Below are 20,550 nucleotides of genomic sequence, written 5' to 3' on the forward strand. Positions count from 1 at the left end.
TCGTCGTGAGCGTCTCCCCCGCGCTCGCGGCCGGCACCCCGAAGGCCGACCGCATCGACTATTCCGCCTTCGTCACCCCCGGCGGGGACGGCGCCTGCCGCCTCGACCTCGCCATCGACGGGGTGACCTGCGCCGCCTGCATCCGGGAGATCGAGGACGGCGTCGCCGGCGCGCCGGGCCTGCGCGCGGCGCGGCTCAACTACACGACGCGCCGCCTGACGCTGCAGCTCGACGCCGACGGGGATCCCGCCGAGGCCGTCGAGCGGCTCGAGCGGCTCGGCTACCGCGCCTGGCCGTTCACCCCCTCGCGTGAGGAGGCGCTGGAGAGCGCGCAGACCAAGGACCTGCTGACGCGCCTGGGCGTCGCCGCCTTCGCGACGATGAACATCATGCTGCTCTCGGTCTCGGTGTGGTCGGGCAACGCCTCCGACATCGATCCCGTGACCCGCGACCTGTTCCACTGGATCTCGGCGCTGATCGCGATTCCCGCGGTGGCCTATTCGGGCCAGCCCTTCTTCAAGGCGGCGATCCGCTCGATCCGCGCCGGCGCGCTCGGCATGGACGTGCCGATCTCGCTCGGCGTGCTGCTCGCGGTCGGCGTCTCGCTGTGGGAGACGGCCCACTCGGCGACACACGCCTATTTCGATTCCGCCGTGATGCTGCTCGCCTTCCTGCTCGCGGGACGCGTCCTCGACCAGGCGATGCGCAAGCGCACCCGCGCCGTCGCCGGCAACCTCGTCGCCCTGCGCGGCGACACCGCGCGGCGCATCGACGCCGACGGCGGCGTCACCGAGATCCCCGTCCTCGCGGTGAAGGCCGGCGAGCGCATCGCGGTGCGCCCCGGCGACCGCATCGCCGTCGACGGCGTGGTGGAGGACGGCACGTCCGAGATCGATGCGAGCCTCGTCACCGGGGAGACCGCGCACGAGCCCGTGGCGCCGGGCGCGCGCGTGCATTCCGGCACGCTCAACGTCACCGGCGCCCTCGTCGTGCGCGCCACCGCCGCCGCCGAGAGCTCGCTCGTCGCCGAGGTGAACAAGCTCCTCGACGCCGCGCTCCTCGCCAAGTCGCGCTACGTGCAGATCGCCGACCGCGCGGCGCGGCTCTACTCGCCCGTGGTTCACGCGACCGCGCTCCTCACCGCGCTCGGCTGGCTCGCCTTCGGCGCGGACCCCCACTTCGCCATCCTCACCGCCGTCGCGGTGCTGATCATCACCTGCCCCTGCGCGCTCGGCCTGGCCGTGCCGGCGGTGCAGGTCGTGGTCTCGGGAGCGCTGTTCAAGGCGGGCGTCCTGCTCGGCGCCGGCGACGGCGTCGAGCGCATCGCCGCCTGCGACACCGTCGTCCTCGACAAGACCGGCACGCTGACCACGCCCGAGGCGCGGATCGCCAACCGGGCGGACGCGCCCGACGACCTCGTCGCGCTCGCCGCCCGGCTGGCGCAGTCCTCCTCGCATCCGCTCGCCAAGGCACTCATGCTCGCCCTCGCGCGCGAGGGGCGCGACACGAGCCCGCTCGCCGGGGCCCGCGAGGAGCCCGGCCGCGGCGTGCTCGCGACGCTCGACGGCGTCGAGGCGCGGCTCGGCTCGGCGGACTTCTGCGGCGCCGCCGACGAGGCCGCCCGCGCGCTCGCCGCCGATCCGGACGCCACCGCGATCGCGGTCGCGCTCGGTGACCGCCGCGCCGTGCTCACGCTCCGCCAGACCCTCAAGGACGACGCCGCCGAGACCGTGGACCGGCTCGAGCGGCTCGGCCTGCGCATCCTCGTCGTCTCCGGCGACCGCGAGGGGCCGGTCTCCCGCGCTGCCGCCGCCGTGGGCGCGACCGAGTGGCACGCGGGCGCGAAGCCCGGGGACAAGACGGCGCTGATCGAGCGGCTCACCGCGGAGGGCCGGCGCGTCCTCATGGTCGGCGACGGGCTGAACGACGCGCCGGCGCTCGCCGCGGCGCACGCCTCGCTCTCTCCGATCTCCGCCTCGCACCTCGCCCAGACCTGCGCCGACGCGCTCGTCATCGGCGATCGCCTCGGGCCGGTGGCGGACGCCGTGGTGCTGACGCGCCGGGCGCTCGCGGTGATGCGCCAGAACCTCTGGCTCGCGACGCTCTACAACCTCGTCGCCGTGCCGATCGCAGTGGCGGGTTGGGTGACGCCCCTCGTCGCGGCGCTCGCGATGTCGGGCTCCTCGATCGTGGTGACGCTCAACGCCCTGCGCGCGCAAGCCCGCGTGCGCGCGCAGGCCCCCGCGCCCGGGCCCGCGACCCCGCCCCGGCGCGTCCCGGCCTCGCGCACCCGCCTCGAGGAGGCCGCGCCGTGAACGTCATCCTCTATCTCCTCCCCATCGCGCTCGGGCTCGGCCTTCTCGGCCTCGCCGGCTTCCTGTGGTCCCTGAAGAAGGGGCAATACGACGACCTCGAGGGCGCGGCGCTCCGGGTCCTCGACGACGACGACCTGCCGGAGGGGGAGCGGCCGCGGCGCTCGGACGACGGGGGTGCCTGAGCCGTCGCGGATCGGGCGCCGATGGAGCCCTCGGCGCTCGTCGCACATTGCTCGCGCCCGCCGCCTCGCGCCGTCGCGGCCCGGCGCGCAGCGCGACCGCGGGTCGCGCCTCCGGGGCGACCCGGATGGGTGAAACCCGATTGCCGGGCTCGGCCGTTTCGTGCTAAGTCATTGAAATGAAATGCAGTTTCGAACGGCTCTAAACTGGATGCCCCGATGATCGTCTGCTCCTGCAACGTGCTCTCGGACCAGCAAGTCAAGGCCTGCATGAGCCCCGGAGCGGGCGGGCCGCGCACGCCGGCGCAGGTCTATCGCTGCCTGGGCTGCGCTCCGCGCTGCGGGCGCTGCGCGACGACGATCCGCAAGATCATGAACGCGAGCTTCGCGGAGGCTTCCGCCGATGCCGTGGAGGGCTGCACCGAGACCTGCGGCGCCGTCTGCCTGCACCAGGCCAAGGTCGCCTGAGCCGCGGCCGGAACCGATCGCGCCGGTTTCCCGTCTCCCGGGACGACTCCGCCATTGCCAACGGCCCGATTCTGTCCGATAGTCCCTTCTCTGGAATCGTTCTAATCTGAGAAGGGGCGTGACGAGCCATGAAGGGCGACACCAAGGTCATCGAGTATCTCAACCGCGGCCTGCGCAGCGAGCTGACGGCCGTCAGCCAGTACTGGCTCCACTACCGCCTGCTGGACGACTGGGGCTACAAGGACCTGGCCAAGTACTGGCGCAAGGAGTCCATCGAGGAGATGGAGCACGCGGACAAGTTCGTCACGCGCATCATCTTCCTGGAGGGCTTCCCCAACCTGCAGGAGCTCGACCCGCTGCGCATCGGCCAGACCGTGCTCGAGGTGCTCGAGGCCGACCTCGCCGCCGAGGTCGAGGCCAGGGCGCTCTACCTGGAAGCGGCGCAGTACTGCGACAGCATCAACGACCGCGTGTCCAAGAACCTGTTCGAGGAGCTCGCCGCCGACGAGGAGGGTCACATCGACTTCCTCGAGACGCAGCTCGAGCTGATCAAGCAGGTCGGCCTGCAGCTCTACGCGCAGAAGCACATCGGCGGCCTCGAGGGCGACGGCTGAGCCGCCCGCCGGCGCCCGTCCAGCCGGCCGGGCCTGCCACTTCGAATCGAGAATTGGTCGAGGGGCGAGCGTCGCGTGGCGCTCGCCCCTCGCGCTTCCGGCAGCGTCATTACCGGTCGCAGGCCCCGCGCTCCGCCGAAAATGCAGCAAAAGCACCTTCCTGCCTCGTAATCGGGCTCGATCACTTTTTTCGCACGCGGCTATGGACGGCGCCGCGACGACCGGCTTAAGTGACGCGGGTGAGAAGAAGGCCGCGAAAAAGCGGCCAGGGGAACGGGAACGAGGGTGCCTCGCGGCGCCACGACGTCCCATGGGACGAGGCTGTCGACTAGATGGATTATTTTCTCCAGCAGCTCATCAACGGGCTGACGCTCGGCTCGATCTACGGCCTGATCGCCATCGGCTACACGATGGTCTACGGCATCATCGGCATGATCAACTTCGCCCACGGCGACGTGTTCATGGTCAGCGCCTTCTCGGCGCTGATCGCGTTCCTCGTGATACTGGCCGTCGGCATCACCGCGGTGCCGCTCGCGCTCGTCATGGTGCTGATCTTCGCCATGCTGATCTCGTCGCTCTACGGCTGGACCGTGGAGCGGATCGCCTACCGCCCCTTGCGCGGATCCTTCCGCCTCGCGCCGCTGATCTCGGCGATCGGCATGTCGATCGTGCTGCAGAACTACATCCAGATCGTGCAGGGCGCGCGGGTGAAGGCGATCCAGCCGGTGTTCACCGGCGGCATCACGCTGCACGAGGGCGACCTGTTCGACGTGCGGATCTCGACGATCCAGATCCTGATCATCGTCACGACGATCGTGCTGATGACGGTGTTCTCGCTGATCGTCGCGAAGACGTCGCTCGGGCGCGCGCAGCGCTCCTGCGAGCAGGACCAGAAGATGGCCGCGCTGCTCGGCATCGACGTCGACCGCACCATCTCGCTCACGTTCGTCATGGGCGCCGCGCTCGCCGCCGTCGCCGGGACGATGTTCCTCATGTACTACGGCGTCGTCGACTTCTTCATCGGCTTCATCGCGGGCGTGAAGGCCTTCACCGCTGCGGTCCTGGGCGGCATCGGCTCGCTGCCGGGCGCCATGCTCGGCGGCCTGCTGATCGGCCTGATCGAGGCCTTCTGGGCGGGCTACTTCTCGAGCGAATACAAGGACGTGGCGGTCTTCGCCATCCTCGCGATCGTGCTCATCTTCCTGCCGACGGGTCTGCTCGGCAAGCCCGAGGTGGAGAAGGTCTGATGACGGCGACCACGAAAGGGGCCCAGGACACGCCGGCGAAGCCGTCGGCGACGGCCGGGCGGCCCGGGCCCGCGGGCGGCATCGACGTCGCCCACGTGCTCAAGGACGCGGTGATCTCCGCGCTGATCGCGCTCGGGCTGTTCGGCGTGATCATGGGCCTGAAGACGGAGCAGGCGCCCGGCGGGCTCGTGCTCGAGGAGAACTGGGAGCGGGTGATCTGGGCCGTCGGCATCGTCTTCGTCGGCCGGCTCCTGCTCAACCTGACGATCTGGCGCCGCCCCGGCGGCAAGATCGACGACCTGATGCCGGTCGGGCTGAAGAAGTACTCGGGCTTCGTCGGTACCGCCATCGGCGCGGCGCTGATCCTGGTGGCGCTGACGCTCCCGTTCCTGCCGGGAGCGGGGCGCTACCACGTCGACCTCGGCACGCTGGTGCTCACCTACGTGATGCTCGGCTGGGGGCTGAACATCGTCGTGGGCCTCGCGGGCCTGCTCGACCTCGGCTACGTCGCCTTCTATGCCGTGGGCGCCTATTCCTACGCGCTGCTCGCGACCACCTTCGACCTCGGCTTCTGGGTCTGCCTGCCGCTCGCCTTCATCCTGGCCTGCTTCTGGGGCATCATCCTGGGCTTCCCGGTGCTGCGCCTGCGAGGGGACTACCTCGCAATCGTGACGCTCGCCTTCGGCGAGATCATACGCGTGGTGCTGCTCAACTGGTCGGAGTTCACCGGCGGCCCCAACGGCATCGGCCAGATCCCGCGCCCGACCTTCTTCGGGCTGGAGTTCTCCCGCGGTGAGGGCGGCTTCGCCGACTATTTCGGGCTCGACTTCTCGTCGATGCACCGGATCATCTTCCTCTACTACGTCATCCTCGTGCTCGCCTTCGTCACGCACCTCGTCAGCGTGCGCCTGCGCAAGCTGCCGATCGGGCGCGCCTGGGAGGCGATGCGCGAGGACGAGATCGCCTGCCGCTCGCTCGGCCTGTCGATCGTGCGCACCAAGCTCACGGCCTTCGCCATCGGCGCCGGCTTCGGCGGGCTGGCCGGCGCCTTCTTCGCCACGCGTCAGGGCTTCATCTCGCCCGAGAGCTTCACCTTCATCGAGTCGGCGCTCATCCTCGCCATCGTGGTGCTCGGCGGCATGGGCTCCCAGCTCGGCGTCGCCATCGCCGCCGTGGTGATGATCGGAGGCTTCGAGTACTTCCGCGAGTTCGAGCAGTACCGCATGCTCGTCTTCGGGGCGATGATGGTCCTCATCATGGTCTGGCGTCCGCGCGGCCTGGTCTCCGCGCGCGCACCCTCGGTCTACCTGAAGGAGCGCAAGAAGGTGGGCGCCGACATGGTCTCGCAGGGGCACGGCTGATGGCGGGCGTATCCGACACGATCCTGCGCATCGATCACCTGACGATGCGCTTCGGCGGCCTCGTCGCCGTCGACGACCTCTCCTTCGAGGCGCGGCGCGGCGAGATCACCGCCCTCATCGGCCCCAACGGCGCCGGCAAGACGACGGTGTTCAACTGCATCACCGGCTTCTACAAGCCGACCGAGGGGCGCATGGCGCTCTCCCACGGCTCGGCCTCGGCCTACGCCCACATCGACCGGCTGACCGCCTCCCCGCAGCAATCGTGGGAGGGGGACGGCGAGGCGCTGTTCCTGCTCGAGCGCATGGCCGACCACGACGTCAACGCCAAGGCCAAGGTGGCGCGCACCTTCCAGAACATCCGCCTGTTCGGCGGCATGACGGTGCTCGAGAACCTGATGGTGGCGCAGCACCATTACCTGATGCGCGCCTCGGGCTTCACCTTCCTCGGCCTCGTCGGCGCGCCGCGCTACCGCCGGGCCGAGGCCGCCGCGATCGAGCGGTCGGTCGCCTGGCTCGAGCGCATCAACCTGCTCCAACGGGCGGACGAGCCCGCCGCGAGCCTGCCCTACGGCGACCAGCGCCGGCTCGAGATCGCGCGCGCGATGTGCTCCGACCCCGTGCTGCTGTGCCTCGACGAGCCGGCGGCGGGCCTCAACCCGCGGGAGTCCGCGCAGCTCAACGAGCTGCTCCTCGGGATCAGGGCCGAGGGCGAGACCTCTCTGCTCCTCATCGAGCACGACATGAGCGTCGTGATGGAGATCTCGGATCACGTGGTGGTGCTCGACTACGGCAAGAAGATTTCCGACGGCGTGCCCGACTTCGTCAAGAACGACCCCAAGGTCATCGCGGCCTATCTCGGCGTCGACGACGAGGAAGTGGACGCCGTCGAGGCGGAGGTGGGGCAATGAGCCAGGCGATGCTCGAGGTCTCCGGCGTCACGACCTACTACGGCAACATCGTCGCCCTGCGCGGCGTGGACGTGCATGTGAACCAGGGCGAGATCGTCACCCTGATCGGCGCCAACGGCGCCGGCAAGTCGACCCTGATGATGACGATCTTCGGCAAGCCGCAGGCGCGCGACGGCCGCATCACCTACATGGGGGAGGACATCACGCGGATGCCCACCCACAAGATCGCGCGGCTCTCGATCGCGCAGTCTCCGGAGGGGCGGCGGATCTTCCCGCGCATGACCGTGTTCGAGAACCTGCAGATGGGCGCCGCGATCACGGACGGCACGCATTTCCAGTCCGATCTCGAGAAGGTCTTCGCCTTCTTCCCGCGGCTGAAGGAGCGCATGCACCAGCGCGGCGGCACGTTGTCGGGCGGCGAGCAGCAGATGCTCGCCATCGCCCGCGCGCTGATGAGCCGCCCGAAGCTCCTGCTCCTCGACGAGCCCTCGCTCGGCCTCGCGCCGCTGATCGTCAAGCAGATCTTCGAGAGCCTCAGGACGCTCAACCAGGAGGACGGGCTCACCGTCTTCCTGGTGGAGCAGAACGCCTACCACGCGCTCAAGCTCGCCCACCGCGGCTACGTGATGGTCAACGGGCTCATCACCATGACGGGCGGCGGGCGCGAGCTCCTCGCGCGCGAGGAGGTCCGCGCGGCCTACCTCGAAGGCGGCCGGCACTGAGGGGAGGGGACGATGGGCATTCTCTGGGAGACGTCCTTCTGGGTCTTCTTCTTCGTGACGGTGGTGCTCGCCGGCGGTGCGGCCTGGATGTCCGGGCGCGCCATCGCCCGCAGCTGGGAGCCCTACTGGCAGGCCGGCGCGTGGATGTTCCTGCTGGGCGCGGCGACCCGCTTCATCCACTTCTCGCTGTTCGGCGGCAGCCTGCTCAGCCTGCAGTACTATGTCGTCGACACGGCGATCCTGATGATCATCGCCTGGCTCGGCCACCGCGTCACCCTGGCGGGGCTGATGACGAGGCAGTACCGCTTCGGCTTCGAGCAGGTCTCGCCGCTCACCTGGCGGGCCCGCGGCGGGGCCGGCCGCGGTGCGGAGGAATGATGGCGAAAGGCTGTCGACAAGCTGCGCGAAACGCGCAGAAATAGCGGCTGCGGCGCGCGGACGTCGCCCTCATCGGGGCTCGTGACGCGAGGCGCTCCGCCCGGGATCATACGAAGTCCGAAAGAAGGGAACGAACAGATGACCAGGAAGATGTTGACGGGTGTGGCCTTCGGCGCGCTGATGGCGGCCTCCGCCCCTGCCTCCGCCGAGATCGTGATCGCCGTCGCCGGCCCGATGACCGGCCAGTACGCCTCCTTCGGCGAGCAGTTCCGGCTCGGCGCCGAGATGGCGGTGGAGCAGATCAACGCCGCCGGCGGCGTCAACGGCGAGATGCTGCGTCTCGTCGTCGGCGACGACGCCTGCGATCCCCGCCAGGCGGTGAACGTCGCCAACCAGTTCGCCGGCGAGGGCGTGGTCTTCGTGGCCGGCCACTTCTGCTCCGGCTCCTCGATCCCCGCCTCGGCGGTCTATTCCGAGGAGGGCATCATCCAGATCTCTCCGGCCTCGACCAACCCGGCCTATACCGACGACCGTCCGGGCCCGGGGATCTACCGCGTCTGCGGCCGCGACGACAAGCAGGGTGTGGTCGCCGGCGGCTACCTCGCCGAGAACTTCCCCGAGGGCAACGTCGCCGTCCTGCACGACCGCACCGCCTACGGCCAGGGCCTCGCCGAGGAGACCCGCAAGGCCATGGAGGCCGCCGGCGTCTCCCCGAAGATGTTCGAGGCCTTCACGCCCGGCGAGCGCGACTACTCCGCCCTCGTCTCGCGCCTGAACGCCGAGGGCATCGGCGCGGTCTATATCGGCGGCTACCACACCGAGGCCGGCCTGATCCTGCGCCAGATGCGCGAGCAGGGCCTCGAGGCGCAGATGGTCTCCGGTGACGCGCTCGTGACCGACGAGTTCTGGTCGATCACCGGCGATCTCGGCAACGGCGTCATGATGACGTTCTCGCCCGATCCGCGGAAGTACGAGTCCGCCGCCGAGGTCGTGGCCGCGTTCGAGGAGCGTGGCGTCAACCCCGAGGGCTACGTGCTCTACACCTACGCCGCGATCCAGGCGTGGCAGGACGCCGTCGAGGCCGCCGGCTCGACGGACTTCGACGCGGTGGTCTCCGCGCTCGACGAGGGCGTGTTCGACACGGTGCTCGGCGAGATCGACTTCAACGACGTCGGCGACCCCACCGAGGCGAACTACGTCTGGTACGTCTGGGAAGACGGCACGTACCGCGAGATGTGATCGGCCGCGGGCTGCGCGCCCGCGCCGCTCACGCGACCACAAGAGCCCCCGCGCGGTCACCGCGCGGGGGCTTCTTCGTCTCGGGCTCCGCGTGAGGCGGAACGTCACGCCCCCGCTCGGTGTTGAAGCGCAGCACCGAAACGGAGGCAATTCCCATGAACGGCATCATCTACGCGGTCGGGCTCGTCGTCATCGTCATCGCGATCCTCTCGCTCGTCGGCTTCGTCTGAGCCGCGAGGAGACGCCGACGAGCGACCTCCCGCGCGCGGCGCGGGAGCGACCCCGAGTCGTCCGGGGCCGAAGGGAAGGCGCTCAGCCGCCGCCCTTCGGCCCCTTCATGTCCTTGAGCTTGTCGAAGGGCGAGACGTCGGCGTCCTCGACCACGGGCTCGAACGCCGCGTCGGGCTTGCGGGGGTAGGGGTCGAGCCCCAGTGCCAGGAACTCGGCGGTCAGCGCGCCGAGATCGATCTTGCCGTCGAGGATCTCGTCGGGCGGGTCGATCGCGCGCAGCGCCGCCTCCTCCTCTGACGTCGGCTCGCTGGCGGGGGCGAAGTCGACGTCGACCTCCTCCGTCACCTCCGCCTCGAAGGGCTCGAGGGTGACGACGCAGGTCTGCGTCACGCGGCCGCGCACCGTGCCGGTGACGCTGGCGCGACGCGTATCGCCGCTCACGCGATACTCGCCGACGAGCGAGGCGATGCCCGCGAGCCCGAAGTCCTGCGCGAGCGCCGCGCGCTCGGACTCGGTCGCCTCGACGCGCACCACCTCGCCGCGGGCCGGCAGCCGGTCCACCGAGACGAGGCGCGAGAGGGGAAGGGCGTCTTGGGTCATGTCGGGTCTCCTGCCTCCGGTGCGCCGTCGATCGTGGGGAAGACCGGGCCCGCGGCGAGGATCGCGTCGAGATCCTGGCCCCTCAGGCGGTCCTGCGCTTCCAGCGCGTAAGCGGCGAGGCGCCGCGCGGGTTCCTCCCCGCCGGTGACGTTGCGCTGGAGCGCGACCGCGAGCCCCTCCGCGTCGCCGGCGTCGAGCAGCGGGTCGTAGGCCCGGGCGCGGCCGTAGAAGGCCTCGGCCAGCGTCTTCATCTTCTTGGGGACCGCGAGATCGCCCACGCCCATCTCGCGCAGCGACTGGTCCAGCGCGCGGAACAGCGCGTCGGCGAGGTCCTGGTTCACGTCCGCCGCGGGGTCGGGCAGGGTGCGCAAGTGCCGGAAGGTGAGGACGACGTGGAGCGCAAGGGACTCGAAGCGCCCCTCGACCGTGTCCGGCACGTCCGCCTCGAGGTACAGCCCCGGCTGGCGCGACGCCCGGGCGATGCGCGTGTAGAGCCCCTCGACGAGCTGGCGGCGCGGGTCGCGCCGGAAGAAACGCAGGATCATCGGCCTCGCTCGGGTTGTCGCGCCTTGCCAAAGGGTCTAGGTCGGGGTTAAGCCATCATGCCGGCGCGGCGCAAGCATCCTCGTGCCGCAGCCCGACCCGGATCCGCCCCCCATGCGTGCCTTCAAGCGTCACGACGCCCCGCAGATCACCCGCCGCGGCCTCCTCGGCCTCGTCGCCGCCGGCACCGCCGCGGCCGTGCTCGCGGGCTGCAACCAGACGATCGCGCCGATCTCGGAGGAGTTCCAGCGCGGCTACATCCTCGACGAGGCGGCCCTCGAGCAGGTGACGCCGGGCATGAACGCCCAGCAGGTGCTCGAGCTGATGGGCACGCCCTCCACCGTCTCGACGGTGGGAAACCAGTCCTGGTACTACATCAGCCAGACGACGCGCCGCCGCGCGGCCTTCCTGCGCCAGGAGGTGGTCGACCAGCGGGTCGCGGCGATCTACTTCACGCCCCAGCTGCGCGTCGAGCGCAAGGCGCTCTACGGCCTCGAGGACGGCGTGATCTTCGACTTCGTCTCCCGCGAGACGCCCACCGGCGGCGCCGAGCAGAGCTTCGTGCGCCAGCTCTTCCGCGGCGTCACGAGCTGGAACCCGATCGCGCCCGGCAGCTGACCGCACGCCCCGCGCCGATCTCCGCCCGCGCCCGCGCTTGACATCCCCCCGCCCGCATGAATGGTGCGCGCGGTCCGCTTCCCGTTGACGAAGGTCGATCGATGTCCGCCCCCCTGCATCGCTACCGCTCCCACACCTGCGCCGGCCTGCGCGCGAGCGACGTGGGCGCCCATGTGCGGCTCTCCGGCTGGTGCCATCGCATCCGCGACCACGGCGGCGTGCTGTTCATCGACCTGCGCGACCATTACGGCATCACCCAGATCGTGGTGGACCCCGACAGCGGCGCCTTCCGGGCCGCCGAGAGCTGCCGGTCCGAATGGGTGATCCGCGTCGACGGCAAGGTGAAGACGCGCCCGGCCGGCACCGAGAACCCCGACCTGCCGACCGGCGCGGTCGAGGTCTACATCACCGAGCTCGAGGTGCTCGGCCCCGCCGCCGAGCTGCCGATGCCGGTCTTCGGCGAGCACGACTATCCCGAGGAGACGCGGCTGAAGTACCGCTTCCTCGACCTGCGCCGCGAGAAGCTGCACGCGAACATCATGAAGCGCGGGGCGATCATCGATTCGATCCGCGCCCGCATGAAGGCGCAGGGCTTCTTCGAGTTCCAGACGCCGATCCTCACGGCGTCCTCGCCGGAGGGCGCGCGCGACTTCCTGGTGCCCTCGCGGCTGCATCCGGGCAAGTTCTACGCGCTGCCGCAGGCGCCCCAGCAGTTCAAGCAGCTCGTCATGATGTCGGGCTTCGACCGCTACTTCCAGATCGCGCCCTGCTTCCGCGACGAGGACGCCCGCGCCGACCGCTCGCCGGGCGAGTTCTACCAGCTCGACGTCGAGATGAGCTTCGTCACGCAGGAGGACGTGTTCCAGGCGGTCGAGCCGGTGCTGCGCGGGCTGTTCGAGGAGTTCGCGGAGGGGCGTCGCGTCACGCCGGTCTTCCCGCGCATCCCCTACGCGGAGGCGATGCTCAAGTACGGCATCGACAAGCCGGACCTGCGCAACCCGCTCGAGCTCGCCGACGTCACCGACGTCTTCGCCCGCGAGGACGTGACCTTCAACGCCTTCAAGACGCTCGTGAAGCACGGCGGCATCGTGCGTGCGATCCCGGCGCCGGGCGCCGCGGCGCAGCCGCGCTCGTTCTTCGACAAGCTCAACGAGTGGGCGCGTGGCGAGGGTGCGGCCGGGCTCGGCTACGTGATCCTGGAGGAGGAGAACGGCGCGCTCGTCGGCAAGGGGCCGATCGCGAAGTTCATCCCGGAGGCGGCGCTCGCGGCCATCGCCGCCGCGGCGAAGGTGGGCGCGGGCGACGCCGTGTTCTTCTCCGCCGGCGACAAGGCGAAGGCGGTGGCGCTCGCCGGCAAGGCGCGCACGCGCATCGGCGGCGAGCTCGGCCTGATCGACGCCGATCAGTACGCCTTCTGCTGGATCACCGACTTCCCCATGTACGAGTGGGACGAGGAGAACCAGAAGATCGACTTCTCGCACAACCCCTTCTCCATGCCGAACTACGACATGGAGAAATTCCTGGCGCTGAACCCGGCGGACGCCGACGAGATCCTGGGCATCACCGCCTGGCAGTACGACATCGTCTGCAACGGGACCGAGCTGTCCTCCGGCGCCATCCGTAACCACCGCCCGGAGATCATGAAGAAGGCCTTCGGGCTCGCGGGCTACGGCGAGGACGTGCTGGAGGCGAAGTTCGGCGGCATGCTGCGCGCGCTCTCCCTCGGCGCCCCGCCCCACGGCGGCATCGCGCCGGGCATCGACCGCATCGTCATGCTGCTGTGCGGCGAGCAGAACCTGCGCGAGGTCGTGCTCTTCCCGATGAACCAGCGTGCCGAGGACCTCCTGATGGGCGCGCCCTCGGACGTGACGGCGAAGCAGCTGCGCGAGCTGCACATCCGGCTCAACCTGCCGGAGTGAGGCGCCTCACTGGGCCTCGCTCTCCAGCCGGTCTCCCAGGCTGCGCAGGGCGCCGCCCAGCGCCTCGCCGCCTTCGCGCAGGGTGCGCTCGAAGCTCTCGGTGAGGCGGACGTCCGCGTCCGGGCAGTCGGGGATCCCCTCCGCGCGCAGGCGCGGGGTGATGCCCGTGCCCGGCGCGACGAGGTAGCTGCAGCCGGTGTCCGGATCGCTCCAGACGAAGGGGTCGCGGGTCGCGTCGGGCACGTCCTGCGCGAGTGCGGGCGCGGCGGCGCCCAGTGCGGCGACGAGGACGAGGGGTGTGAGCGGGCGCATGGTCGGCGTCTCCGGCGTGACGATCGGCGTGAGGACGAAACGCGGAGCGGAGCCGTTCGATCCGTCGGCGGCGGGGCATGGGCCGCGACCCGCCGACGGATGCGCGACCACGGATGGCCCGTCGACAATTCACGCAGGCGTTTCTTCACGTTTCCCGGCTAAGCGTGCGACCAGGTCTTTCGGCCGGGGAGGCAGGCGTTCGTGGCGGCACGTGACCGGGCATGCGCGAAAGGCGTCGCGGCGGCCGTGCCCGATGCGCGCCCGGGACAGGCATCGGGCACGACGATCCTCGTCGTCAGCGACACGGGGCGGATGGTGTCCGACGTCGCGGCGGCGCTGCGCGGGCGATCGGTCCTGTGCGTGCGGCCACGGCACGTGACCCCGGCGCTCGTCTCGTCCGTCGCCTCCGCCATCGTCGAGGCGGACCTGCGCCAGGTCGCCGACGTCGCGGCCGCGATCGCCGCCTACGTGCGGCTCGACGGCGTCCCGACCGCGTTCGTCGCCGACGCCGAGACCGCGCGCATCCTGTCCGAGGATCCGCGGCTGGCGGCCCGCCCGGTCCTGGTCAGGCCGCTGTCGCCCACGGCGATCGAGGCCGCGCTCGCATCCCTCCCGGCGACCGTGGAAGCCCCGCTCGCCGGAAGCGTGTCGGCAGCGATCCTGGCGCTCACCGACGCCTTCGCGGACGTCGCCGCCGGCCGCCCGATCGCGGTCGCGCCCTTCGCCTCGGCGAGCCGCTGCTTCGTTGCGGCGCTGAAGATGGCGGCCGCCGCCGACGACACGCTCGCGACCTTCGTGCGCGACATCGAGCGCCACCACAGCGCCACGCTGCGCCACTCGCTCAGCGTGGCGACGAACGCGGCGCTGTTCGGCCTGCGTCTCGGGCTCGGCCGCGCGGAGCTCGCCCTCGTCGTCGAGGCCGCGCTCCTGCACGACATCGGCAAGGCGGTCGTGCCGCTGGAGGTGCTCGACAAGCCGGGCCGGCTCGACGCCGAGGAGCTCGCCGCGGTGCGCGCGCATCCGAGCGAGGGCGAGCGGCTCCTGAGGAACGCGTCCCACCCGGTCGCGCCGGAGATCCTGCGCGTCGTGCGTCACCACCACGAGTATCTCGACGGCAGCGGCTATCCCGACGGCCTGAAGGCACAGGGCATTCCCGACATCGTGAGGCTGATGACCATCGTCGACATCTTCACCGCCCTCGTCGAGGACCGCCCCTACAAGACGCCGATGCCGCACGCCCAGGCCGTCGCCATCCTCCGCAGCATGACGGAGGCCGGCAAGCTCGACCCGGCGATCGTCTCGCGCTTCATCGAGATGATCGAGGAACGCGGGTGAGGCCCGCGCGGGCGCGCATCACGCGGCGCGCGAGAGGACGTGCCCGCCGTTGAGCGGCAGGTGGATCATCACCACCGTGCCCACCGAGACCTGCGAGCGGATGCGCAGCGACCCGCCGTGCAGCTCCGCCAGCGACTTGGCGATGGCGAGTCCGAGACCCGACCCCTGGTAGGTCTTGGAATACTCCGTCTCGACCTGCTCGAACGGCCGCCCGATGCGCTTCATGGCGTCGTTGGGGATGCCGATGCCGGTGTCCTCGACGTAGATGTTCACCGCCTCGCCGACGACGCGGGTGCGCACCACGATGCGGCCCTGCTCGGGCGTGAACTTGACGGCGTTCTGGAGCAGGTTGACCAGGATCTGCTGGATCGCCCGTTCGTCGGCGAAGAGCTGCGCCGGCGCCTCGGCGTCGACGACGAGGGAGAGGCCCTTCGACCGGGCGAGCTCCGCCACCATCCGCGTCGCGCGCTCCACCACCTCGGGCAGGAGCATGTCGCGCTTCTCGAGCTTGATGCGCCCGGCCTCGATGCGCGACATGTCGAGGATGTCGTTGATGACCGAGAGCAGGTACTCGCCCGAGGAGCGGATGTCCTTGCAATAGTCGGCGTAGCGCGGCGAGCCGAGCGAGCCGAACACGCCCTGCTCCATCACCTCGGCGAAGCCGATGATGGCGTTGAGCGGCGTGCGCAGCTCGTGGCTCATGTTGGCGAGGAACTCGGACTTGGCGCGGCTCGCGCCCTCGGCTTCGGCCTTCTGCTCGAGATAGCGCTCGGCGAGGTCGGCGAGCTGCTGGGCCTGGGCCTCCAGCGTCTGGCGCGACACGCGCAGGTCGGCGATCGTCTGCTTGAGCCGCTTCTCGCCGTCGAGCAGGCGCTCCTCGTGGCGCTTGAGCGTCGTGATGTCGGTGCCCACCGAGACGTAGCCGCCGTCGTTGGTGCGCCGCTCGGAGATCTGCAGCCAGCGCCCGTCGGCGAGCTCCGCCTCGAAGGTGCGCGCCCCGCGCTCGGGGCGTTCCTCGCGCAGGATCTCGTGGGCGACGATCGGCTGGCGGCCGAAGCGCATGACCTCCGCGTAGGCCCGGCCGGGCGCGGCGATCTCGGGGGTGAGGTCGTGCAGGCGGCGGAATTTCGAGTTGCACAGGACGAGCCGGTTCTCGGCGTCCCAGAGCACGAAGGCCTCGGAGATCGCGTCGACCGCGTCGCGCAGGCGGATGTCGGCCGCGGCGCTGGCCTCCGCGAGGCGGCGCTGCTCGGTGATGTCGACCGCGATCCCGACGAGGTGGCAACCGTCGTCGTCCTTGTCCTGAACGAGCTCGGCGCGGGCACGCAGCCAGACCCAGTTGTCCTGCGCGTCGCGAATGCGGAACTCGTGGTCGACGATCGAGGCGCGGGAGGCGGCGAGCTCGTCGGCGAGCGCGTAGAAGTCCGAGTCGTCCGGGTGGATCATCGCGTTGACGTCGCCGAAGGACATGAACTCGTCGGCGCGCTTGTAGCCGAGCAGCTCGTACATCGAATCCGACCAGTAGATCCGTCCGCGGGCGATGTCCCAGTCCCACAGGCCGCAGCGGCCGCGCGAGAGCGCGCTGTCGATGCGCCGGGAGACCTTCTCGCAGACGTGGTCGGCGGCCCGGGCGCGGTTGGCCTGCAGGAAATAGGCGGCGCCGAGCCCGACGAGCACGACGATCGTCGCGGCGAGCAGCGTCATCTGGCCGGAGGTGCGCGCCCGCCAGGGTGCGAGCACGGACTCGACCGGCTGGACGAGGGCGATGCGCAGGAGACCGGCGGCGCCCGCGGGGCCGGGCACCGAGCGGACGGTCGCGACGACCTCCGCCCCGTCGGGCGCCACGATCGTCATGACGCCGGCCCGGTCCCCGAAGGCGGACAGCGGCTGGCCCTCGCCGAGGAGGTCGATCAGCGTGCCGGGGAGGTGCGCCTGGTGCGGATGCGCGGCCTTGATGGTGCCCGCCGCGTCCGCCACGACGAGCACGCGCCCGCGGACCAGGGCCGCCTCGGGAACGTCGCGGACCACGTCGGCGAGGCTCGCGACGATCCGCGTGTCGTCGGCGCCGGCGCCGTAGCGGGCGAGATCGATCGCCACGAAGCTCGCGATCACGTCGATCTCGATCGCGGCCTTGGCGAGCGCCTCGGCGCGGCCGTCGCGCGATTGCAGCCACGCGCTGGTGACGAGCGCCGCGAGGAACAGGGCGAGCAGGATCGGGACGGCGAGGCGCAGCCAGGGATCGGCCCTGTCCAGTCTCCCGAGCGCCGGGTGACCCAGCGACCGTGCGACGCCCAATATCGTTCCCGCGCGCGCAGATGCGCACGTGGTGTCTGCACCAGTCATATGCAGACTCTCCCTCGGATTCCGTTGACGTCCCGTTCGGGGAGACGTGCCGCATCTACCCGAATCGGTAACAATAGAATCGTCTTCTCCGGATTTGTCCAGGGTCGCGGTTCAGGAAGACTTAACTTTTTCAGTCCAGCCGCCGGCGTTGTGATCGCGTTTTGTTCTATCGGTCGGCTCGAACCCGGCGGCGAAGCGCGTCAGCCGGCCGCGTTCGCGAGCCTGCGGGCCTCGAGCGCCCGGGCGAGGGGCGCCGCCGGCGCCCGCCCGCTGGTGAAGCGGATCGCGGCCGTTCCGGCCGGCGCCGTCGCGTCCCCGGCGCCGAGCAGGCTCACCACCCGCCGCGCGATCGCCGGGGCGGGGTCGAGCCAGGCGACGGGCCACGGCGCGAGCCGGACGAAGCGCTCGACGAGGAGCGGGTAGTGCGTGCAGGCGAGCACGACCGCGTCCGTCCGGGTGCCGTCCCTCTCGACGAAGCACGGCGCGATCGCCGCCGCGAGCGTCTCGTCGGGGACGGGCGTGCCGGCGAGCTCGGCCTCGGCGTGCGCGGCGAGCGCCGGCGCGGCGACGAGCGTGACGTCGCAGCCGGCGGCGTGGGTGGCGATCAGCGCGCGCGTGTAGTCCCGCGCCACCGTCCCGGGGGTCGCCAGCACGCTGAAGCGTTTGGACTGCGAGGCGGCTGCGGCCGGCTTGATCGCGGGCACCGTCCCGACGATCGGCACGGAGAGCCGCGCGCGCAGCAGGTCGAGGACGAGCGTCGAGGCCGTGTTGCAGGCGATCACGACCGCGTCCGGCCGCCACTCGTCGGCGAGCGAAGCGGCGAGATCGGCGACGCGGGCGACCAGCGCGTCCTCGGCGAGGGCGCCGTAGGGAAACCAGGCATCGTCCGCGACGTAGAGGATCTCGGCGTCGGGCCGGACGCGGCGGATCTCGTCGAGGACGGTGAGGCCGCCGATGCCCGAATCGAGGACGAGGAGGCGGATCACGTCTCCGCTCCGGTGGCCGCCTCCGGATCCGCGGGCCCGCCGCCGCGCGCCGGGCGCATCAGCGTCGCGGCGACGCCGCGGAAGGTGCGCACCTCCTGCTCGGAGAGGCCGCGGCGCAGGAACATGTCGCGCATGTTGCGTGTCATCGTGGTCTTCTTCTCGGGCGGGTAGAAGCCGCGCGCCTCGAGTTCCGCCTCCAGGAAGTCGAAGAAGGAGACCACCATCTCACGAGGAGCGGGCTCGCGCTCGACCTCGGCGAAGGGCAGCGCGTCGCCCGCGCCCTGCGAGAACCACTCGTAGCCGACGAGCAGCACCGCCTGCGCCAGGTTCAGCGAAGGGAAGGCCGGGTTCACGGGATAGGTGAGGATGGCGTCGGCGAGCGCGATCTCGTCGTTCCACAGCCCCTCGCGCTCGCGCCCGAACAGGATGCCGACGCGCCCGCCGCCGCCGATCGCCGAGCGGGTCTCCGCCACCGCCTCGCGGGGACCCACGACCCGCTTCATCTGCCCGCGCTCGCGCGCCGTCGTGGCGTAGACGAGGCCGAGGTCGGCGATCGCGGCCCGCACGTCGGGGAAGACCCGCGCGCCCTCGAGCAGGTGCGTGGCGCCCGCCGCCGTCGCCGTCGCGGCCGGGTTCGGCCAGCCGTCGCGCGGGGCGACGAGGCGCATCTCGGACAGGGCGAAGTTCGCCATGGCCCGCGCGGCCATGCCGATATTCTCGCCCATCTGGGGCTCGACGAGGATGACGACGGGGGTGGAAGGCGACGTGCTCATGGACGGTGGTTTAGCCCGACGGCGGCGCCGGCGGAAGGGGCGGGCGGAACGGGGGGCAGAGCCGGGCAGGGCAGGGCAGTGGCGGCCGGCCGGACGCCCCTTGGCTCGGCGGGTGGAGGATCCCCATCTCTCGGAGATGACGAACCACATCCTCCCCGCGGGCCTCGCTGCGCCCGTCCTCGCTGCGCTCGCCCTCGCCGCGCTCGCGCTCGCCGTCCCGCCCGCCGCCGCCCAGGGCCCGGCCCCGCTGCCGCTGCAGAGCCCGTCCGAGCGCATCGTCGAGGGCACGAACCGCGATCTCCTCCTTCAGCGCCGGCTCGGCGAGGTCGAGCGCCAGCGGCGGTTCGAGGAGGGCCAGCTCCGCCAGCGGATCGACCGGCTGGAGCTGTTCCCGCGGCTCGAGCCGCCGGCCGTGGCGCCGCCGGGTCGACCGGACCCGGGCATCGCGCGCTAGGGCGACGTCCGGCCGGGTGGGCTCCCGGGTGTCAGTCGAGCGGCACCTGAGTCTCCACCTCGATCGCCGCGTCCGCCGTGACCAGCGTGAGGCGCAGCGGCAGGACCTCCGCCGCGTCGCGCGGACGATGGACGATCTCGACCGTGACCACGCCGTTCGCGTCCGCCGCCGCGTCGGCGGCGAGGAACCAGCCGTCGTCGGGACCCTCCGCGAGCAGCATCGCGCCGGGGGGCGCATCGACCGTGACGGCGATCCGATCCGCTCCGGCGGGCGCGACCTCGCGCACCGCGAGGCCGCGGGTGGCGTCCCCGAGCGCGACCCGCGCGGGGACGGCCTCCCGTGCCCGGGCGATCGAAGGCGTGCTCCCGACCGGCTCCGGCGGCAGGGCCAGCGTGGCCTCGCCGCTCGCGGGGATGCAGATCTCCTTGCAGACGCCGTAGAACATCGACAGCGACAGGCTCACCGGCGCGGACGGGTCCTTCGGCGTCACGCGCAGCGGCAGCACGACGTGGTCCTGGTAGCCGTAATAGGCGCCGTACGGGTCGGCGAAGCGCGCGGGGGCCGGCCACTCGACCTCCACGGACGCAACATTGCGCGAGCCCGACCAGTCGAGCTCCGCCGGAATGCCCGAATCGCCGGGCGTGCGCCAATAGGTGCGGTAGCCCGGCTCCATCTCGATCTCGAGGCCGGCCCAGCGCTCCTGCGGCGTCGCGTCGCCGGCGAGCAGCCGCGCGCGCGAGGCGTGGTCATCCGACCAGGGGGAGGCGCCCGTGGGCGCCGCCTCGGCGGCGGGCACCAGCGCGGCGGCTGCGAGGAGCGCGGTGGCCGCGACGAAGACGTTGGCGAGGATCGGCATGGGACTGCTCTCGGTGTCTCGGAACGCTGTTCAGCGCGGGGCTCGGAACTCGCAGTGTCTGAGCCGCTTCAATGTCGGCATCGTGGCGGGCTTTCGCCACCCACGTTCGCGTGAGCCGCGATCACGTGCGCGCGGGGCACGCGAGGCCC

21 protein-coding genes are annotated in these 20,550 nt (G+C 71.3%); 14 read left to right on the forward strand and 7 right to left on the reverse strand.

The window, feature by feature from the left end:
• The first annotated feature begins 5 nt into the window (after positions 1 to 5).
• The 10 genes from G407_RS28195 (at position 6) to G407_RS0116630 (ending at position 9,431) form a co-directional block, all read left to right on the forward strand.
• Positions 6 to 2,315: a heavy metal translocating P-type ATPase gene (locus tag G407_RS28195; protein WP_425337504.1), complete on the forward strand. Its 2,310-nt coding sequence runs from the start codon at positions 6 to 8 to the stop codon at positions 2,313 to 2,315.
• Positions 2,312 to 2,497, forward strand: a complete 186-nt coding sequence (gene ccoS / locus G407_RS0116590) for a cbb3-type cytochrome oxidase assembly protein CcoS (protein ID WP_029031731.1) — start codon at positions 2,312 to 2,314, stop codon at positions 2,495 to 2,497. Before G407_RS28195 ends, ccoS begins: the two co-directional genes overlap by 4 nt.
• A gap of 216 nt (positions 2,498 to 2,713) precedes the next feature.
• The gene (locus tag G407_RS0116595; protein ID WP_029031732.1) at positions 2,714 to 2,962 is read left to right on the forward strand and encodes a (2Fe-2S)-binding protein; all 249 of its coding nucleotides are present in this window, start codon (positions 2,714 to 2,716) and stop codon (positions 2,960 to 2,962) included.
• A gap of 128 nt (positions 2,963 to 3,090) precedes the next feature.
• On the forward strand, positions 3,091 to 3,576 hold the full coding sequence (gene bfr, locus G407_RS0116600; RefSeq protein WP_029031733.1) for a bacterioferritin: 486 nt from the start codon (positions 3,091 to 3,093) through the stop codon (positions 3,574 to 3,576).
• Positions 3,577 to 3,908: 332 nt separating this feature from the next.
• A complete protein-coding gene (locus G407_RS0116605; protein WP_029031734.1) occupies positions 3,909 to 4,823 on the forward strand; it encodes an ABC transporter permease subunit in 915 nt (304 codons plus the stop codon).
• Positions 4,823 to 6,184, forward strand: coding sequence for a high-affinity branched-chain amino acid ABC transporter permease LivM (gene livM / locus G407_RS0116610; RefSeq protein WP_084327584.1), 1,362 nt, complete (start codon positions 4,823 to 4,825; stop codon positions 6,182 to 6,184). The genes G407_RS0116605 and livM overlap by 1 nt, the downstream gene beginning before the upstream one ends.
• Positions 6,184 to 7,092 (forward strand): ABC transporter ATP-binding protein, encoded by a 909-nt coding sequence (locus G407_RS0116615; RefSeq protein ID WP_029031736.1) that lies wholly within the window; start codon positions 6,184 to 6,186, stop codon positions 7,090 to 7,092. Before livM ends, G407_RS0116615 begins: the two co-directional genes overlap by 1 nt.
• Positions 7,089 to 7,814, forward strand: coding sequence for an ABC transporter ATP-binding protein (locus G407_RS0116620; protein ID WP_052341471.1), 726 nt, complete (start codon positions 7,089 to 7,091; stop codon positions 7,812 to 7,814). The genes G407_RS0116615 and G407_RS0116620 overlap by 4 nt, the downstream gene beginning before the upstream one ends.
• Positions 7,815 to 7,826: 12 nt before the next feature.
• Positions 7,827 to 8,192 carry a DUF6867 family protein gene (locus tag G407_RS0116625; protein ID WP_029031738.1) on the forward strand — a complete coding sequence of 122 codons (366 nt, stop codon included), beginning with the start codon at positions 7,827 to 7,829 and terminating at the stop codon, positions 8,190 to 8,192.
• A 138-nt stretch (positions 8,193 to 8,330) separates the two neighbouring features.
• A complete protein-coding gene (locus G407_RS0116630) occupies positions 8,331 to 9,431 on the forward strand; it encodes a branched-chain amino acid ABC transporter substrate-binding protein (RefSeq protein WP_029031739.1) in 1,101 nt (366 codons plus the stop codon).
• A gap of 312 nt (positions 9,432 to 9,743) precedes the next feature.
• Here the strand turns inward: G407_RS0116630 and G407_RS0116640 are convergent, their stop codons facing one another.
• Together G407_RS0116640 and G407_RS0116645 are read right to left on the reverse strand one after the other, a co-directional pair.
• Positions 9,744 to 10,262, reverse strand: a complete 519-nt coding sequence (locus tag G407_RS0116640; RefSeq protein ID WP_029031740.1) for a YceD family protein — start codon at positions 10,260 to 10,262, stop codon at positions 9,744 to 9,746.
• Positions 10,259 to 10,807: a ubiquinol-cytochrome C chaperone family protein gene (locus G407_RS0116645; RefSeq protein WP_029031741.1), complete on the reverse strand. Its 549-nt coding sequence runs from the start codon at positions 10,805 to 10,807 to the stop codon at positions 10,259 to 10,261. The genes G407_RS0116640 and G407_RS0116645 overlap by 4 nt, the downstream gene beginning before the upstream one ends.
• 112 nt (positions 10,808 to 10,919) lie before the next feature.
• Here G407_RS0116645 and G407_RS0116650 point away from each other — a divergent pair, with 112 nt between their 5' ends.
• Together G407_RS0116650 and aspS are read left to right on the forward strand one after the other, a co-directional pair.
• Positions 10,920 to 11,423, forward strand: coding sequence for an outer membrane protein assembly factor BamE (locus G407_RS0116650; protein ID WP_043540035.1), 504 nt, complete (start codon positions 10,920 to 10,922; stop codon positions 11,421 to 11,423).
• A 113-nt stretch (positions 11,424 to 11,536) separates the two neighbouring features.
• Positions 11,537 to 13,342, forward strand: coding sequence for an aspartate--tRNA ligase (aspS, locus tag G407_RS0116655; RefSeq protein WP_029031743.1), 1,806 nt, complete (start codon positions 11,537 to 11,539; stop codon positions 13,340 to 13,342).
• 6 nt (positions 13,343 to 13,348) lie between these two features.
• Here aspS and G407_RS0116660 read toward each other — a convergent pair whose 3' ends face one another.
• A complete protein-coding gene (locus tag G407_RS0116660) occupies positions 13,349 to 13,654 on the reverse strand; it encodes a hypothetical protein (protein WP_156917616.1) in 306 nt (101 codons plus the stop codon).
• 201 nt (positions 13,655 to 13,855) lie between these two features.
• Between G407_RS0116660 and G407_RS30615 the strand changes: the two genes are divergently transcribed.
• Positions 13,856 to 14,989 carry an HD-GYP domain-containing protein gene (locus tag G407_RS30615; protein ID WP_156917617.1) on the forward strand — a complete coding sequence of 378 codons (1,134 nt, stop codon included), beginning with the start codon at positions 13,856 to 13,858 and terminating at the stop codon, positions 14,987 to 14,989.
• 18 nt (positions 14,990 to 15,007) lie between these two features.
• On the opposite strand, the gene G407_RS0116670 is transcribed toward G407_RS30615, so the two are convergent.
• From G407_RS0116670 to G407_RS28205, 3 genes are all read right to left on the reverse strand, one after another.
• Positions 15,008 to 17,332 (reverse strand): PAS domain-containing sensor histidine kinase, encoded by a 2,325-nt coding sequence (locus G407_RS0116670; RefSeq protein ID WP_029031745.1) that lies wholly within the window; start codon positions 17,330 to 17,332, stop codon positions 15,008 to 15,010.
• A gap of 200 nt (positions 17,333 to 17,532) precedes the next feature.
• Positions 17,533 to 18,318 carry a glutamate racemase gene (murI, locus tag G407_RS0116675; protein WP_029031746.1) on the reverse strand — a complete coding sequence of 262 codons (786 nt, stop codon included), beginning with the start codon at positions 18,316 to 18,318 and terminating at the stop codon, positions 17,533 to 17,535.
• Positions 18,315 to 19,091, reverse strand: a complete 777-nt coding sequence (locus G407_RS28205) for an RNA methyltransferase (RefSeq protein WP_052341473.1) — start codon at positions 19,089 to 19,091, stop codon at positions 18,315 to 18,317. Before G407_RS28205 ends, murI begins: the two co-directional genes overlap by 4 nt.
• A gap of 136 nt (positions 19,092 to 19,227) precedes the next feature.
• Here G407_RS28205 and G407_RS0116685 point away from each other — a divergent pair, with 136 nt between their 5' ends.
• Positions 19,228 to 19,545, forward strand: coding sequence for a hypothetical protein (locus tag G407_RS0116685; RefSeq protein ID WP_043540037.1), 318 nt, complete (start codon positions 19,228 to 19,230; stop codon positions 19,543 to 19,545).
• 31 nt (positions 19,546 to 19,576) lie between these two features.
• Here G407_RS0116685 and G407_RS0116690 read toward each other — a convergent pair whose 3' ends face one another.
• Entirely contained in the window at positions 19,577 to 20,401 is an 825-nt protein-coding gene (locus G407_RS0116690) for a protein-disulfide reductase DsbD domain-containing protein (RefSeq protein WP_029031748.1), read from the reverse strand.
• Positions 20,402 to 20,550: the final 149 nt, after the last annotated feature.

This window comes from Salinarimonas rosea DSM 21201 (assembly GCF_000429045.1).
GTDB classification, from domain to species: domain Bacteria; phylum Pseudomonadota; class Alphaproteobacteria; order Rhizobiales; family Beijerinckiaceae; genus Salinarimonas; species Salinarimonas rosea.